Source organism: uncultured Mobiluncus sp. (assembly GCF_947254095.1).
Lineage (GTDB): Bacteria > Actinomycetota > Actinomycetes > Actinomycetales > Actinomycetaceae > Mobiluncus.
The window spans coordinates 1-17,006 of the sequence record NZ_CAMYBV010000013.1 but is presented as its reverse complement, the minus strand read 5'-3'; the positions used below and the strand labels follow the sequence as shown (position 1 = coordinate 17,006).

14 protein-coding genes and 1 tRNA gene are annotated in these 17,006 nt (G+C 57.0%); 2 read left to right on the top strand and 13 right to left on the bottom strand.

Annotated elements, in window-relative coordinates:
* Positions 1-21: 21 nt before the first annotated feature.
* The 13 genes from pknB to Q0X47_RS05805 all read right to left on the bottom strand — a co-directional run bounded on the left by pknB (position 22) and on the right by Q0X47_RS05805 (position 14,558).
* Positions 22-1,872, bottom strand: coding sequence for a Stk1 family PASTA domain-containing Ser/Thr kinase (gene pknB / locus Q0X47_RS05865; RefSeq protein WP_297723843.1), 1,851 nt, complete (start codon positions 1,870-1,872; stop codon positions 22-24).
* On the bottom strand, positions 1,859-3,337 hold the full coding sequence (locus Q0X47_RS05860; protein ID WP_297723841.1) for a serine/threonine protein kinase: 1,479 nt from the start codon (positions 3,335-3,337) through the stop codon (positions 1,859-1,861). Before Q0X47_RS05860 ends, pknB begins: the two co-directional genes overlap by 14 nt.
* The gene (locus Q0X47_RS05855; RefSeq protein WP_297723839.1) at positions 3,334-4,794 is read right to left on the bottom strand and encodes a penicillin-binding protein 2; all 1,461 of its coding nucleotides are present in this window, start codon (positions 4,792-4,794) and stop codon (positions 3,334-3,336) included. Before Q0X47_RS05855 ends, Q0X47_RS05860 begins: the two co-directional genes overlap by 4 nt.
* Positions 4,791-6,281: an FtsW/RodA/SpoVE family cell cycle protein gene (locus Q0X47_RS05850; RefSeq protein ID WP_297723837.1), complete on the bottom strand. Its 1,491-nt coding sequence runs from the start codon at positions 6,279-6,281 to the stop codon at positions 4,791-4,793. The genes Q0X47_RS05855 and Q0X47_RS05850 overlap by 4 nt, the downstream gene beginning before the upstream one ends.
* Entirely contained in the window at positions 6,281-7,603 is a 1,323-nt protein-coding gene (locus tag Q0X47_RS05845) for a PP2C family serine/threonine-protein phosphatase (protein ID WP_297723836.1), read from the bottom strand. Before Q0X47_RS05845 ends, Q0X47_RS05850 begins: the two co-directional genes overlap by 1 nt.
* Positions 7,603-8,067: an FHA domain-containing protein gene (locus Q0X47_RS05840; RefSeq protein WP_297723834.1), complete on the bottom strand. Its 465-nt coding sequence runs from the start codon at positions 8,065-8,067 to the stop codon at positions 7,603-7,605. The genes Q0X47_RS05845 and Q0X47_RS05840 overlap by 1 nt, the downstream gene beginning before the upstream one ends.
* A gap of 16 nt (positions 8,068-8,083) precedes the next feature.
* Positions 8,084-8,932: an FhaA domain-containing protein gene (locus Q0X47_RS05835; RefSeq protein WP_297723832.1), complete on the bottom strand. Its 849-nt coding sequence runs from the start codon at positions 8,930-8,932 to the stop codon at positions 8,084-8,086.
* Between the two features lie 100 nt (positions 8,933-9,032).
* Positions 9,033-9,806: a methionine ABC transporter permease gene (locus tag Q0X47_RS05830; protein ID WP_297723830.1), complete on the bottom strand. Its 774-nt coding sequence runs from the start codon at positions 9,804-9,806 to the stop codon at positions 9,033-9,035.
* Between the two features lies 1 nt (position 9,807).
* Positions 9,808-10,857 carry a methionine ABC transporter ATP-binding protein gene (locus Q0X47_RS05825; RefSeq protein WP_297723828.1) on the bottom strand — a complete coding sequence of 350 codons (1,050 nt, stop codon included), beginning with the start codon at positions 10,855-10,857 and terminating at the stop codon, positions 9,808-9,810.
* Positions 10,858-11,019: 162 nt separating this feature from the next.
* A tRNA-Arg gene (locus Q0X47_RS05820) sits at positions 11,020-11,092 on the bottom strand.
* A 116-nt stretch (positions 11,093-11,208) separates the two neighbouring features.
* A complete protein-coding gene (locus Q0X47_RS05815; protein WP_297723826.1) occupies positions 11,209-11,955 on the bottom strand; it encodes a sulfite exporter TauE/SafE family protein in 747 nt (248 codons plus the stop codon).
* Positions 11,956-12,096: 141 nt separating this feature from the next.
* Positions 12,097-13,518 carry a gluconokinase gene (locus Q0X47_RS05810; protein ID WP_297723824.1) on the bottom strand — a complete coding sequence of 474 codons (1,422 nt, stop codon included), beginning with the start codon at positions 13,516-13,518 and terminating at the stop codon, positions 12,097-12,099.
* A 74-nt stretch (positions 13,519-13,592) separates the two neighbouring features.
* Positions 13,593-14,558, bottom strand: coding sequence for a phosphoglycerate dehydrogenase (locus tag Q0X47_RS05805; protein WP_297723822.1), 966 nt, complete (start codon positions 14,556-14,558; stop codon positions 13,593-13,595).
* Positions 14,559-14,852: 294 nt separating this feature from the next.
* Here Q0X47_RS05805 and Q0X47_RS05800 point away from each other — a divergent pair, with 294 nt between their 5' ends.
* Both Q0X47_RS05800 and Q0X47_RS05795 read left to right on the top strand, forming a co-directional pair.
* Positions 14,853-16,259 carry a GntP family permease gene (locus Q0X47_RS05800; protein WP_297723820.1) on the top strand — a complete coding sequence of 469 codons (1,407 nt, stop codon included), beginning with the start codon at positions 14,853-14,855 and terminating at the stop codon, positions 16,257-16,259.
* A 20-nt stretch (positions 16,260-16,279) separates the two neighbouring features.
* The coding region (locus Q0X47_RS05795; RefSeq protein ID WP_297723818.1) for an SDR family NAD(P)-dependent oxidoreductase at positions 16,280-17,006 on the top strand (727 nt) is incomplete at its 3' end.

Here is a 17,006-nt window from a genome sequence, read left to right as displayed (position 1 = left end):
CCCCGGGTACGGCAACCCGCCTCACGTGCCGGGCGATTCCGGGGCGTGTGAAGGCTCCATAGGTGCGGTCGGGGCATCAGTCGGAACTTCTGGCTTAGTCGTGGGTTCTTTCGGGGCAATCGCCACCACCGCGGTCATAGAGGTATCCAGCCCAACCAACTGACCGGCCTTGTCCAAAGACAACACGGTGCCCGGAGCAGCTGTAGCATCTTCCTTTTCGGTTATCGTCAAACGCACCCGGTTGGCGTCCACAAACTGTTGCAAAGCCTCCTTGGTGCCTCCCACCAGGTCTTGAGGAATCCGGAAGTTACCGGAGGCCACTTCCAGGTCGACCGAGTCGCCCTTCTTAACCGCTTCGCCCTCGGCGGGGTTGGATTTAATGACTTTATCCTTGTCTATCGTGCCCGAATCAGAGGTCGTGATGCTGCCAATCTCTAAGCCTTCCGCCTCCAAAGCCTTCCGAGCCTGATCCTGAGTCAGCCCAGCCAGCGAGGGAACACTGGCATCGCCCGGGCCGGTAGAAAGCGAGACAAACACCTTGGAACCTTTGGCAACCTTCGTTCCCACCGCCGGATCGGATTTAACAAAAATACCCTCCGGAATGTCCTCGGAACTGACCCCGCGGCCCAGGCGGAACACCAGTCCCGCATCGTTAATCGCGGTGGAGGCTTCTTCCTGGTTCATGCCATCCAGAGAGGGAATCTCAACCATCTCATCGGTTGGCTTGTCTCCGCTGAAAACCAGCCAAAATCCGATGCCCAAAGCCGCCAAAATCGCCAGTAGCACAATGACAATAATCAGCGGTTTCTTATTGGTTTTACCGCGATGGTTCTGGGTCGAATCTGTGGCCTCCAAAGTTTGGGTGGTCTGTCCCGCAGGAGACATTGCGTTAGACCTAGCGGTTCCGTAGTTAGAGGGGTACCCCTGATTTACAGGCGGCAAGACAGTGGTCGCACCGGTGGTATCACCGACCAAAGGAGCTGTCCAGGTTGACGTGGCGGGAGCCGCCACGTTCCCTCCACGCAGAGAAGCCTGCAGGTCAGCGCGCATATGAGCGGCATCGGGATAGCGGTCTTCACGGTCTTTCGCCAACGCTTTCATCACCACGCGGTCCAGAGATTCCGGAATATCCGGGGCAATCGAGGAAGGTAGAGGCGGCAGCTGAGAAACGTGCTGGAACGCGACCGCCACAGCCGAATCGCCCTTGAACGGGGGCTGGCCAGTCAGCAGCTCGAACAGTAAACACCCCGCGGAATACAGGTCAGAACGGGCATCAACCTGTTCGCCGCGTGCCTGTTCGGGAGACAGATACTGGGCGGTGCCCACCACCGCATCGGTTTGCGTCATCGTGGCTTGGGAATCTGACAGGGCGCGAGCAATCCCAAAGTCCATCACCTTGATTTTCCCGGTCGTGGTAATCATCACATTGCCGGGCTTAATGTCGCGGTGCACCAAGTTTTGATGGTGAGCATACTCCAACGCGTCCAGGACACCGGAAACGATTTCGACCGCTTCCTCCAGCGGAACCGGATTCCCGTCCGTCAGCAGCTCCCGTACCGTGTGACCTTCCACGTACTCCATGACGATGTAGGGCACCTTTATCTCAGCGCCATCAGAAGCGGTGATGGTTTCCTCACCCGTGTCATAGACAGCCACGATAGAGGGATGGTTCAGGTTCGCCGCCGACTGGGCTTCGCGGCGGAAGCGGGCCTGAAAGACGGGGTCGCGCGCCAAGTCCTGACGCAAAATCTTAATCGCTACAATCCGGTTCAGGCGCGTGTCAGTACCGATATGGACTTCCGCCATACCGCCGCGTCCGATGAGCTGGCTAATTTCGTAGCGCCCGCCGATAATCCGGTCAGACTGACTCAAGGTTTTCCTCCTCTACTGGCGAGCTGGCTGGGGCTGCAACCGACGTTACGGTCAAGCCCGATTCAAGGTTACCGGTTGAGGCTCCGGTACGCAGGGTGGTTGCCAACCCAAAAATCAACGCTATCAACACCACAGCGGTGATGACTAATGCAACAACAAGTTTTCGTTTCGATCCCGACTCCGGCTGGGGCAGCGGTTCGTCTTCCAGGTAACGCATCATTTCCTCGTGACGCTCGGAAGGGATTGCCTGGGAACCTACCGGTATAGCGGCAGGTTGAGCCGGTTTTACCCGCTGAAAATTAGGTCGCAAGGGCGGGGCGGACGTCTCCGGGGCAAAAGCGGCAGGCGGGACCAAATCGGTCTGGTGCGGGCCAACTGCGGGAGCCGTCGCGTCAGGTTTGGCCGAGACCACACGAGGGGGCTGCGGTGCCGGGTCGACCGGCGCAGCAGGTGCTTTGGTGGGAGTGACCGGGGACGCCGCCGCAGGTTGGGTTGGAGAAGCAGATACGGCGGGTGCATTTGCGGACGGGGATTCCGATGACACATCTTTCGGGGTGTCCTCGACCGGTGCCACGGGCATCTGAGCGGTCGGGGGAGCGTCGGCCAAATTGCGTGAAAAACTCATGCGTGGGGTAAACGACAGCGGTACCGTGCCGTGCCACAGCGCCTGAATCGCCTCAGCGAGCTGTTTCGCCGATTGGGGACGCAGCCGCGGGTCTTTTTCCAACATTTGGTAAATCAACGCTGCCACTTGGGAATTTACCGTTTCGGGAAGGGGCGGAACCGGGTCTTTCACGTGTGACATCGCGATGTCTACCTGGGTGGGGCCCGTAAACGGACGTTTTCCAGCCAAGGCTTCGTAGGAGATGACACCCAGAGCATAAATATCACCCAAGGCGGTCGCGGTTTCACCCATCGCCTGTTCGGGAGGCAGATACTGGGCAGTACCCATCACCATCCCGGCCGCGGTCAGGGCCTCGGCGCGCGGAGCCAACGAAATCCCGAAGTCCGTCAGTTTCGCCACGCCCTTGTCGGAAACCAGAATATTCGAGGGTTTTACATCACGGTGTATGACGTGCGCCTCGTGGGAAGCCTGCAGGCCGTTCGCGATCTGGATCAGAATCGGGGCGAGCTGTTCCCAAGTCAGAACTTGGCCTCCCGCCAGAATGTCTGACAGGGGACGGCCCTCCACCAGCTCCATCACAATCCAGCCCTGGCCATCTGTTTCGCCCCAATCAAAAACGGCGGCGAGGTTAGGATGATGCAGGCGGGCGGCGTTGGTGGCTTCGGCACGCAAACGGGCCAGGAATGTTGCCTGACCGATGAGTTCCTCTTTTAACACTTTCACTGCGACGACGTTTTGGCTGCGTTTGTCCCAACCGCGCCAAATCACGCCCATTCCGCCGGTCGCCAGGATAGAAACCAGGCGGTAACGGTCGTTGAGCACCGTATTTGCCCCAATCATTGGCTCACTCCTGCCTGCAGAATGCTGCGTGCCAGCGGAGCAGCCACGGTACCCCCGGTACCGTACACGCCCTGCGGATCCTCCACCACAATCGCTACGGCAATGCGCGGGTCTTCTGCCGGGGCAAATCCTACAAACCACTGATCTAGGCCGCGCCCCACCCCTGTTTCGGCGGTTCCGGTTTTACCTGCGACATTCAGGCCGGGAATACCGGCAGCCTTGCCGGTTCCAGATTGCACGACTTCCACCATCATTTGGCGGATACTGGCGGCGATTTCCGGTGACACCGCCCGGCTCAAAACTTGTGGAGCATACTGTTTGAGGACCTGGAAATCGGAGGACAGTTCCTGATTAATCAGGTAAGGCGTCATGACTTTTCCGTCGTTAGCGACAGCGCTCGCCACCATCGCCATCTGTAGGGGCGTCACCCGCACGGACTGCTGGCCAATCGCGGCGTTCGCCAGGAAAGACGGCGCTTCCGGAGGAGGAAATTGGGACGCCACCCCGGTCAGAGGCACGTTCGGGACGGTGCCGAAACCAAAGGCTTTGGCTTGTGCCTGCAAAGGCTCGCCGCCCAACTGCATTCCCAATGCGGCAAACGGGGTGTTACAGGACATGGCAAAGGCTTTATGCAACGGCACTTGGCCGTTTCCGCAAGATTCTCCAGCAAAGTTGATGAGTTTCACGTTGGTGCCCGGCAAATCCAGAGAATCGGGGGCGTCCACAATCGTATCTGCGGCAACCGTCCCGTGAGACAGCAGAGCCGCGGTGGTCACAATCTTAAACGTCGAACCGGGGGGATAAAGTTCGCTAATTGCCCTGTTCAGAAGGGGTTTTTGCGGGTCGGCGACCAAAGCGTTGTAGGTACTTTGCAGGGCGTTGCCGTCCGGGCCGCTCAAAGCGTTGGGGTCAAAAGCGGGGGAGGATGCCATTCCCAGGATTTCTCCCGTTTTCGGGTTCAGTGCCACGGCGGCGCCGGTTTTCCCGGACAAAGCCGCGGTCATCGCGTCTTGGACTGCCGGATTGATGGTCAGTGATACGTTTCCAGCCTGCGGCTGGGCGCCGGTAAACAGGTCCTGCAGACGCTGCATCCATTGGGAATCCGCTTTGCCGGACAAGACCGGTTCGGCGGCCTTTTCCAGGTCCGTCATCTGGCCGCGAATCGCTGCCGGAAAATAACCCGTAATATGGGCGTACTTTGCGCCCTGGGGATAGTTCCGGGCGTAGGTCACGTCCGGTTCGGTTCCCACGGGCAGTGACTGAGCCAGTACCAGGGCGCCGTCTCCGGTCACAATCTTGCCGCGCTCCTGGTTCCAGTAGGCGTCGGTGACCCGCCGGTTCAGGGGGTGGGCATTCAGGGTCGGAGCAAAAATAAACTGCTGATAGGTTAACGCCCCCATCAACGCCACAATCATGACAATCAGGGCAACCGCTAAACGGCGAATCTGAGCGTTCACTGGGGCATCACCACCCGTTCGGTGGCGGCGTAGTCAAGAGGCCCCCCGCCGAGCCCAGCATCTCCCGAGTCACCGGTACCGGATGTCAACCGAAAACCGCCGGACCCATCAGAAGGGACTGGTCGACGTGCTGAATCGGAGATGCGCAGCAGAATCGCTACTGCCAACCAGTTGGCGACGGAAGAAACGCCCCCCGCGGCCAGGAACGGGGCAGTCAAACCGGTCGAGGGAATTAGGCGGGTCACGCCTCCCGCCACGATAAACAGCTGCGCCCCAATACCGAAAGCCAAAGCGGTGGCTAGCAGTTTCCCGAAACCGTCGCGCACCCCCATCGCGGCTCGCAATCCGCGCAGTACCAGAATCAGGTACAGCAGCATTACGGCTAACATACCGGTCAGACCGATTTCCTCAGCGATGGAGGACACGATGAAATCCGAGTTTGCCAAGGGAGTTTGACCCGGCCGACCCAAACCCCACCCGGTTCCGGTCAAGCCGCCGTAAGCCATGCCGAACAGGGCGTTGACCAGCTGCCAAGAACCGCCGACTCGATCCGGGTTGGCGACATCCAGGTCTAAAGCGTTCAGCCAGTTCGTCACCCGGTCTTGCACGTGAGAGAAGGACAGATAGGCCACGACGGCCATCGGTATCATCAACACCCCGCCAAAGATAATCCAAGACGGACGGTCCGTAGCGACATAGAGTACGGCCACAAAGATGGCGAACAGCAGCAGCGCCACCCCCAAGTCCTTTTGCAGCACCAACAGACCCATCACCGCTGCCCAGACGACCAGAATCGGCAGCAGGTCGCGCCATCGGGGCAGCTGAATGAATCCAATCTTTTTCCCAGCGATAGCCAGGGAATCCCGGCGGTATTCCAGATATCCGGCAAAGAAAATCGCCAGCAAAATCTTGGCAAATTCGTTAGGTTGAATCGTGAATCCCAAAATCCGCAAGGAAATATCGGCACCGTTGACGGTTTGACCCAGTCCCGGAATCTTGGTGGAAAGCATCAGCAAAATGGCGACAACCAGGGCGGGCCAGGCAAATTTTCGCAGGCTGCGATGATCCCGAAACGCCAGCAGGGTCAGGATTACCACCGCGATGGACCCGACCATGAAAATGACTTGGCGTTCGTTGTTGACCTGGGTCAACATGGCGTTACGCACCGCGGTGGAACCGGTGGTATCGGCGCGCTGCTGATAGTACAGGTCCAGGCGCGAAATCATCGCCAAACCAATCCCGTTTAACGCCACAGCTACCGGCATAATGACCGGATCGGCATAGGGCGCCAAAAATCGTATCGCCACGTGCAGCCCGATTCCCCCCACGGCGATAGCGATGCAATACCAGTACCAAACCTGGGGAGCCTCCGGATGAGAAACCATGATGGAAAGATAGGCTCCGACCCCGACCAAGATCGCCAGGATGAGCAAGACCAGTTCGGAGCGGCGTCCGGATCTGGCAGGATATTGCACAATGGTAGCCATTACTGGTTACCTCCCGCAATATTCGGGGATTCTTCGGTTGACGTGGTTGTCTCAGGTGTTGCCGGGGTCGGGGTCACAAGCTTCGGTGCGGGCTTTTTCGTTTCCTTCACCATTCCGGTGTCCCGCCACGACGCAATCAGCTCCCGAGCCTCCTCACGACTCCGCAGAGAAATGCTCTTTTCCAGGCGCTGCTGAATGACGGGAGCCAAATCGGAATCGCGTAGCCCCATCTCTTCGACAGGGTGGTACAAATCCCACGAGCCGATGGATTGGTCAATCCCCCTAAACAGGGTCACTTTGCCCTGGTTCACCCCCAAGAAGTACTGTTTTTGAGTCCAGCCATAGGAAAACCAGGCTCCGAGCCCCAAACCCGCCAAAATCACCAGCGTCAAAAATATGCCGATGAACCAGCCCCGCCGGGACATCTTGCGGGGATCTTTCGGGGTACGGGTGGCAAATTCATCCTGCTCCAGAGGTTTCCCGCGGCGCAGCATCGCGGCTTTCTCTGCGGGGGTGGCTTCGCTGATACTGGCTCCGGCAGGTCGAATGGAGGCGGCTCCCACAATCTGGGGGGCGGTAGCGGTCAGTTCCTCATCGGAATCCACCACATCGGCAATCACGCATGTCACATTGTCGGGGGCACCGCTTTTCAGCGCCAAACCAATGAGTTCTTCGCAGCAGCTCTCCGGCGTTTGCTCCTCAGCCAGAACGGTGGCGATGGTTTCGGCGGAAACCACTCCGCTCAACCCGTCCGAACACAGCAACCAGCGATCCCCCACCACGGCCGCACGCACGGACTCGTCCAAAGTCACGTCGCCTTGTGAATCCCCCAACACCCGCAACAACACGGAACGTTTCGGGTGGTGCGCGGCCTCCTCCGGGGTCAGCTCTCCAGATTCCACCAGGTACTGCACAAAAGAATGGTCTTTCGTCACCTGGGTCAACTCATTGTCCCGCAATAGGTAGGCTCGAGAGTCACCCACGTGAACCATCGCCATCTTGTTTCCGGAACGTAAAATCGCCACACAAGTGGTGCCCAGACCCTGCAACTCCTCGTGGCTGCCCGACAGCTCCACCAAATCTCGGTGAGCCTCCCCAATGGCGTCACGCAGCAGGTTCAACAAGTCGTCAGCAGCGTGGGAATCTGCGTCCAGCGGAGCCAAATGCGCCACCGCCACCGAAGAAGCAATGTCGCCTCCGGCGGGACCGCCCATTCCGTCAGCCAGCACCAACAGATGCGGCCCGGCATAGCCGGAATCCTGGTTGTTTTTGCGAACCAAGCCGACGTGAGAACGAGCCGCATAACGCAGTTGGATTGACATCAGCGCAGCTCCACTATGGTTTGCCCGAAGCGAACCGGGGTGTGTGCGCTGAGCGGGGTCGGGGAAGTAATCCGCACTCCTCCCACGACAGTCCCGTTGGTTGAGCCCAAATCCTCCACGAACCACTGGCCGTCTTGCGGATAAATCCGGGCGTGTTGAGCTGAAGCGTAATCGTCATCCAGCACCAAAGTTGAAGTCGGAGCGCGCCCCACAATGACCGGCCTGTCGGTGAGCTGCAGGGAAGACCCCGTCAATGGCCCTTCGGTCACCAAAAGCGTGGACACCTGGGCGTCACGCTTCCGCTGTTTACGGCCTTTGGCAGGTCGCATAGATTTGGCCTGGTCACGCCGCGTAACGACCGTACCGTAGATATCACGGCTCAAAACCAGGATGGAACCTCCCACCAGGAGCCACAGCAGCACCAGGTATCCCAGACGCAGTAAAGAAAAACTCAGTTCGTTCAACAGCTCGTCCCTAGCCTCACGATACTTGGGGTGGGGCGGCTTGGCGCCAGAAAATCATCTTGATGCGGCCCGCCGTCACCACGTTGCGATCTAAGAGTGTAGCTTCGTTGACGCGGTTTCCCTCTACAAAAGTTCCGTTCGTGGAGCCCAAATCGCGCAGGACGTAGTTGGTGCCGACCTGGACAATTTCAAAATGTTGATGGGACACCCCGGAATCACTCAAAGCGATGTCCACGTTGCGTCCCCGTCCCACCACGGTACGTTCTCCCACCAGTAGGTAAGTCTGTCCCCCGACCACTTCCAACAGAGGTTTTTGTTCGTGCTTCGCTAAAAGTTCGGATTCCTGCGGGTTAGTTGTGCCGCCGGAGTTAGCTGGGACGTCCGGAGCCGTGGATTCCACAGGTTTCCATTCCAGGCCCTCACTAGCGGGAGTCGGTGCAGGAGCCGGTTGCGGTTCGGGTTGGGAGGGCGGTGCTACAGGCTCGGCTGGGGTTCCGGGTTCCATGCCGGAAACCGGACGGGCCCCGGATACGGAGCGTGCCTTAACTTCCAGGCGGTGCTGTTCGGGGTTCAGTGGCGTAAATTCGACATAAACCGAACCGGTCAAGGAATAATTTTGCTCAGTCGCGTAGGCGTTGGCATCACGCACAAACTCTTGCAGCAAGGCTTCCTTACCCCACTGTTCGAAAGCGGCGTCAGTCTCGGGAGAAATAGAAATCTCGAAATAGTTTGGTGCCACGGTACGTTCACGAGACATCGGGATGGCGCCCCGATCCATGGCTTGGCGGATAGCCTGAGTCACATCTATAGGTTTGTCAGGGCCGGAACGATACACTTTGGATTTCACGCGGTCAAAGAACTCCAAAACCCCCTCCTTCCGATAATCACCAACAGTTAAGACAGTCTGGGACAATTCTAACGGTATAACCCACGTAATTCGTTATTGAACTATCAGACCAGGGATTTTAGCGGTGATCCGCAACCCGGGTAAAGAAGTCCCCGATGGCCTGCAGAATAATAACGATAATGCCGATCACAATCAGCGAAACCAACAAGGTGTCGGCTTGATAGCGCGAGTGGCCGTAATTAATGGCCAAAGAGCCCAAGCCTCCCCCGCCAAACGCCCCCGTAATCGCGGAATAACCAATGATGGTGATGACCAGCACGGTCGTGGATTGAATCAGGGCAGGAAGAGCCTCGCGGACTTGCACGCCCCACATGATTTGGCTGCGACTGGCACCCATCATTTGTGCCGCCTCAATCTTGCCGGAATCCACACCCATAATGTTGGATTCGACCAGGCGGGCAAAGAATGGCGTGGCGCCGACAATAAGCGGGACGCAGGCCGGCTGCCAGCCTATCGTGGTGCCTATCAGCAGGCGCGTAAACGGGAGAATGAATACTGCCAAAATCAGGAACGGCAGGGAACGTCCCAAGTTCACGATGAATCCCAAAATTTTGTTTACCGCAGCGTTGGGCATCAAGCCGGTTTTCGCCGTGGAAACCAGGAACAACCCCACCGGCAGGCCAAACAGCACCGTGAACAGGGTCGAAACGGCTGTCATCGCGAGGGTTTCAAGGGTGGCAGGAAGCATCTCTCGCGTGATGGCGGGGTTGTCAAACCAGGTCGGATCGCCAGGTCCGGCGGGAAGTATGGATTGGACTGACGAAGCAATCGAATTCACCTGGTTTACTAAATCTGCGTTGTGTGGCAGCAGGGTGGGCAGGAGTTCCAGCATTTTAGATTTCCTCCTCCAAGTTCAAAGCCTCCAAAGGTCTGACGCTCGCATACACACCCTTGGCACGCATCGCCGCAATCAGACCGTTCATGTTTTCAGCCGAAACCGCCAAAGCTAACCGTCCGACCTGGGTATTTCCTACAGTTTCAAATGTTCCGGCAGCGATATCCGCCCCCGCCGCGGCAACCATCGACATCACGGCAGAACCGGTAGGTTTGCCCGGATTCGAGTTGAAAGCAATGTCCACCAGCGCGGCCGGTTTACCGTTCAGCACCGGCTTGCTCTTGACTTGCGGTCGGGGAACCAGGTCCAGCGCTAAACGGCTTTCTGGCTCAGTTAAAATGTCCTCAACCGTGCCGGTTTGGATAATCTTGCCGTGTTCCAGCAGGGTGACGGAATCACAAATTTCACGTACTACCGCCATCTCGTGCGTAATAATCACCACGGTGACCCCCAAACTTTCGGAAAGGTCACGAATCAGGTGCAGAACCTGACTGGTGGTTTCCTGATCCAGCGCCGAAGTCGGTTCGTCACACAACAGAACCTGAGGACTGGTGGCCAAACCCCGAGCAATGCCGACCCGCTGCTTCTGACCCCCGGAAAGCTGGGATGGATAAGACGAGGCACGATCCTCTAAACCCACCAAACGCAGCAACTCCATGACTTTTTCCTTGCGGTTGCCGTGCGGTACACCAGCCAGATAGAGGGGGTAGGCGACATTTCCGGCCGCGGTGCGGGAATCCAGCAGGTTCGCGGCTTGGAACACCATCCCGATTTTGCGTCGCGCCTGACGCAGTTCCGTCTCACTCAAGGCGGTCATTTCTTGACCGTCAAGGGTGATGGAGCCGGTGGTGGGTTTTTCTAACGCCGTCAAGCAACGAATTAAGGTGGATTTACCGGCTCCGGATTGTCCCACGATACCGTGAATCGAACCTTTGGCTATCGTCAGGTCAATGTTATCCAAGGCATGAACGGTTCCGCCCGTCGCGGACTTTACATGATAGATTTTGCTAACCCCGCTCAGGGTAATCATCGGCTCGCTTGTTTTCATCGCCTTAAACCTTACCGGATTTTGTTGTAATCCCCGCAATAGCGTCCGTCTGGGGCTGGTTAGCGGCAGCCCGGCCAGCCAGCCCGAGGCTTGCGGAACAAAATGTGGGCGTTAAATGAGTTTTCCCCGGTCCGCTGGATCGCAGCGGATTCCGGGGAACAGCGCGCCCGAAGGGACTCGAACCCCCAACCTTCTGATCCGTAGTCAGATGCTCTATCCATTGAGCTACGAGCGCTGAGGTCATTAAGTCTAGCCCTAACCTGCACGATTCCCCAAATCGACACTCTCCAGGCAAAAAATCAAGAGGAATCTGGCTTCATTCAAAGCGATTCCAAGAGGCATTGGGCAGCTCTAGGGCAGGCCGGGGAGGAACACGCTGATGATGACTCGCAAAGCCCCAAACGTGGCTAGGGCCAGCGCCAAGTTGCGGGCCCACTGCGGCTTGACATATTTCTTCAGTAATCGCGAAATGACGGTGCCGACCAGGATAGCCCCCAAGATGGCGGCAATCGTGGGGGTGGGTAGGGAGGTGAGCACGGCGTTTTGACCGCCGAACCAGACTTTGCTGGCCACCACAATAATGTTGAAACACAGGAACAGTGGCTGCAAGGTGGCCGCGAACTCGCGCTGAGACCACCGGGTAGTTTGCGAGTAAGCGGCCATGACCGGCCCGGACTGAGCCACCAGGGCGCTCATCATGCCCCCGAGGAAACCGAAAATCAGAGACCCCGAAAAAACTGGTATCGCCCGAAAACGCGGGGCAAAAATGGAAAAGAACACCATGGCCAGCATGATGATTCCCACAAAAATGGAAAATACCCGATCCGGCACAAACCGCAGCGCCACCACGGTAGCGAACAAAGCTGGCAAGGCACTGAGCATCAGCAAGCGGAAACGATACCAGTTAATATCTCGAAAACCGGTCACGAACAGTAGTAACGTGACTAAACCGCCGCAAATGTTTCCCCACAGAATCCCGTAGTGAGCCCCGGCTGCCACCACCAAAACCGGGACGGCAATCATGCCGAAACCCATCCCAGCCAAGCCTTGCACGCAGGTACCCAGCAAGACGATTGCAGTCAAGAGTACCAATTCCATTACTTCACTATATCGCCTCGCCGCGAGGCTCCCAGCATGGAATACGTCGCCAAACTGTGTGAAAGCGAGTCATTTGCGCAATGGATTGCGCAAAATCGCACAGTTATCAGGGTGTGGAACCCAGTCGGGACCGGCCTAGCGTCACCGGTTGGCGTTATCGCTATAGGCCTCTAGGTAGCGTTGATATTTCTGGGCCGTGATTTCGGCGTATTCTTCCTGCGGGACGATTTCCTCACCCACTGGTGGTTCGTAATCCTCTAAGGATAGCGTGCTATCCAGCAGATACGCCCCCCATAGGGCGGCACCCATCATAGAGTTTTGTTTCACCAGACAGGGAGTCAGGGCGTGTCCGAATACGTTAGCTGCTAACTGGGACCAGATGCTGGTGTGGAGGATTCCCCCCGAAATGAGGATGCGCTCGGGTTCTCCGTTCAGTTTGGTTACAGCGTCGTAACACTGTTTAAGATTGAACAACACCCCTTCCAAAACGGCCTGGTAAGTCAGCTTGAAATCGTGTTTCGAGGTCAGACCTAAGAAACCGCCTTTGCGCTTGTCGCCCCAGCCGGGGTTACGTTCCCCAAAAATGAAAGGCAGAAAGACCGGAGTATCAGCAGCGTAATCCATCCCCGCTTCGAGTTCATCGTAAGTGGTGGGACGCAGCGACAAACCTTTAAACCAATCCACCGTGTTGCAGGCACCCGCCGTTGCAGCTCCGGAAATCCAGCTCTTGGGTCCGATGTAGCACCAGGTGGACATATCTGGGTGGAGCTGCGGCTGAGGGGACGTGACCCGCAAAGCACCGGACGTGCCTACCGACAGTGTCATTTGCCCTTCGCGCAAGGCACCCGAGCCAAGCTGATTTAGTGACCCATCGGACATGGCGGGAACCACGGGGATTCCAGCCGGTAACCCCAAACTGGCTGCAGCCTGGGCGGAAAGCGGCGCCTGATAGCTATTATCGACAATTTCCGGAAGCTGAGAAGGCTCGAGATTAATCACCTCTAACAGCTTGGGGTCGTATTCGCCGGTGGTGATATTAACCAGTCCGGAACCGGACGCCATACAGCGAGAAACTTTGATGTTCCCGGTCAAGCGATAGAAGTTATACGTGGCCTGGCCCATGGCGATGTAGGAAGAAATGTTGTATCCCTCTTCTTTGAGGAAGGCAAGTTTAAAGAAAGGATAGATAGCGTTGGGATAACCACCCGTGAGGTTATAGTATTCCCTGGTCAGTTGGGGTTTGTTGCGGAAAGCCTCGGCTTGGTCGGAAGCCTTGGTATTGGACCACTGCATGATGGGGGTCACCGGGTCCAGGTTCGGGTTAAACAATCCGATGGAATGCCACACCCCAGAGAGAACAATGATGTCGATGTTCTTGCGACCCTGCAGAAGTTTCTTGGCCGCCGCCAAGCTCGCTTCATAAACCACCATGGGATCATGCAGGGTCAAATCATTATCCATGGGCGGATAGAAAGCATTTTCAACCGTAAAATCGTTCTTGACCGTGTCATAGATCATCGCTTTGGCTGAACTGGTTGATGATTCGATAACTAAAACATTCATCGCGCACTCCTAAAGGCCACGGCTTATTTTCAGTATATCTGCAGTTACTTGCGCGGTGTTCAGATTGAGGAAACCTAGTTAGAAGCCAGATTAGTTACCGGTTTACCGGCTAAAGCGTGCAACAGATTGTCTACCGCACCCCTTGCCATGCGGATGCGGCTTTGGACAGTTTGGGCACCGCTGTGCGGGGTGGCGATGACGTTAGGGAAACGGAAAAGTTCGTGGTCGGGCGCGGGCGGTTCTTGCTCGTAAGCGTCCAAGGCGAGACCGGCGAACTGGCCCGCTTCCAGGGCCGCAGCGGCGGCAGACTCATCGATAATCCCCCCTCGTGAAGTGTTAATCAAAAACGTGCCGGGAGACATGAGACGGAACATTGCAGCATCAAACAGATGTTCAGTCTCCGGTGTGAGCGGCAGATGCAAAGAGATGAAATTGCTCTCACGCACCAGGTCAGGCAGCTCCATGCCTTGAACCGTCGGGTCGGTGTCGGGGTCGAAAAACGGGTCGTAAACCAGCACTTTCATTTCCAGGCCCGTGACCAGCCGGCGCAAAGCCCGCCCGATTGAGCCGTATCCCACAATCCCTAAAGTGGCTTGCGACAACTCGGTGCCCACCACGCGCAACCACTGTCCCTGCCGAGTCGTTTCATTCAACTGGGCGACGTGACGTGCCAGGGCAAACATACTGGTCAAGGCCATTTCGGCGACGGCGATGGAATTCGCTCCCGGAGTGTTGGTCACCACGACTCCGTTGTGGCCAGCAGTCTGCAGATCTACCCGATCAACCCCCACGCCGTAACGAGAAATGACCCGCAGGTCAGGGAGCTGATGCAAAACCGCGGCTGAAAAATCGTCCAAACCCGCCAAAATCCCCACGCAACCGCGTGCGGCTGCGACTAACGAATCAGCGTCTAAGGGCTTGCCTGACTGGTTATAAGCCACCTCGTAGCCGCTGTCTTCCAAAAGATTGCGGGCAAACTCCAACTCCGCAGAGGCAAAAGAGGTCGGCGTAACTAATAATTTTTGCAAATCTTTCTTCATGGTGTTCTCCGTGGCGAGTCAATAGCCCAGTCCCGGGCGGTGTCCAAAACCATCCTAGTTCCATATCGTTTTTCGTGGCTGGCCCGCGCAACTTTTTCGGGCGTATTGTCTAAAAAATCCCATTATCTGCACCTGTGCAGCTATTTCAACCAAAACCGCGGCGCGTTCCAGTAGACTTTGGGTACATATCTACCGCTGAGCGCTGGCCTACAGGGTTCTTGACGAGGACTTTTGGGGTGTTTCAGCGGACAACATACAAGTGAGAGTTTGCTCTATGTTCAAAGGAGAGTTTAGATGCAACCATTTGAGATTGAGGGATGGACCCAGACTATGGGGACATTACCGCTGCTCGGCATTGCTTTAGCTGCAATTGCCGCGATTTTGGTCCTGGTCATTGTATTCAGGCTCCATGCTTTCCTGACCTTGGTTTTGGTCAGCTTCCTCACGGCCTTAGCTACTGGTTTGCCTCTGGATTCAATCGTGGGGGCGATGAAAGATGGCTTTGGAGGCACCCTAGCCTCGGTCGCGCTGCTCGTTGGCTTAGGTGCCATGCTCGGCAAGATGGTCGAGCAATCGGGGGGCGCGAAGGTACTGGCGGACGCCATGATTAATCTTTTCGGTGAGAAACGTGCCCCCCTAGCGTTGGGCGTGGCCTCCCTGATTCTGGGCTTCCCCATCTTCTTTGATGCGGGCTTGATTGTGATGCTGCCGATTGTTTTCGCAGTGGCGAAACGGCTAAAAGGTTCCATCGTTCTCTACGCGATTCCTACTGCGGCTGCTTTCTCGGTCATGCACGTTTTCCTCCCGCCCCACCCCGGCCCTGTTGCCGCAGCCGACTACTTCCACGCCAATGTGGGTTTGGTGATGCTGCAAGGTTTTATCATCGTCATTCCGACTTTCATTCTCTCCGGTTATCTGTGGGCTAAATTCATTGCCCCCCGCGTCAAGGTGGAGGCTTCGCACGTGTTCGGTAACGTCTCGGATGATGAACTTCCTGATAATCCCCCTTCGGTAGGTACCATCATCGCGCTGCTGCTGCTGCCCGTACTGTTGATTTTCATGAACACCGGGTTCTCTACCCTGTCCAAAGTGGGAGTTATCAGCGGCGACGCCAGCTGGGTGAAGTTCCTCATCACTCTGGGTGAAACTCCCATAGCGCTGCTGATTTCGACGCTGGTTTCGATTGCGGTGCTTGGCGGCAAGATTACTAAGGACAAAACCGTATTGGAAAAGGTGGTTGATTCCGCTTTGGGACCAATCTGTTCCGTGGTGCTCATCACCGGCGCCGGCGGTATGTTCGGCGGGGTTTTGCGTGCTTCGGGAATCGGTGACGCGTTGGCTAAATCGATGGAAGATTTGGGCATTCCGCTCCTGCTGGCTGCCTACCTGATTGCGGTGGCTCTGCGTCTGGCACAAGGATCGGCCACAGTAGCGCTGGTCACGGCCGCTTCGCTGTTGGCTCCGGCGGTCGAACAGGCAGTGGCTGCCGGTCAGCTTTCGCCGTGGGGCGTGGTCTGCATCACCATGGCTGCTTCCGCGGGTTCGGTGTTTGCTTCACACGTCAACGATTCTGGTTTCTGGTTGGTTGGCCGATTGACGGGTATGGACGTAAAGACCACCCTGAAGGTGTGGACCATGCAGCAGCTTCTCGAATCAGTCATCGGTTTCGCTATTGCGGCGTTGCTTTTCGTCTTTGCCTAGAAAGCGAAGTCCACAAGATTATGTGTAATTGGTTCGATGTTTCTGGTCGAGCTGCCCTAGTAACCGGGTCCAACCGGGGACTAGGGCTGGCTCTGGCCACTGGTTTAGCAAAAGCTGGGGCGCGCGTCACTCTGCAAGGCCGGGATGCCACGAAAGTTTCCCAAGCAGCCCAGCAGTTATCTGAATCACTGGGGGCCCCGGTCGGACACCTGGTTTTTGATGTCACCGATGCCCAGGAGGCCGAGCAGGCCCTCAATGACTTTATGGATAGCCAAGGCACGCCAGACATTCTGGTCAACAACGCAGGTATCCAGCGTCGTCACCCCATCACCGAGTTCCCCACTGATGAATGGGACGCGGTCATCAGCACGAATCTCTCTTCCGTGTTCTACGTGACGAAACCGGTCGCGCAGCGCATGGTGGAACGCGGTAGTGGCAAAGTCATCATGGTTGGTTCCGTGCAGTCTCGGCTAGCGCGGCAAACCATTGCCCCATACTGCGCCTCTAAAGGCGGCGTAGCTATGTTTGCTCAAGGTCTCGCGGCGGATTTATCGCGCTACAACATTCAAGTCAATACGCTGTCTCCCGGATACTTTGCTACCGAGATGAACACTGACCTGTGGCAAGACCCGCAATTCGACGCTTGGCTAAAAGCCCGCACTCCAGCGGGACGATGGGGAAAGTTTGACGAGCTGATGGGGACACTCATCTATCTGTCCTCGGAAGCGTCGAATTTTGTCACCGGAC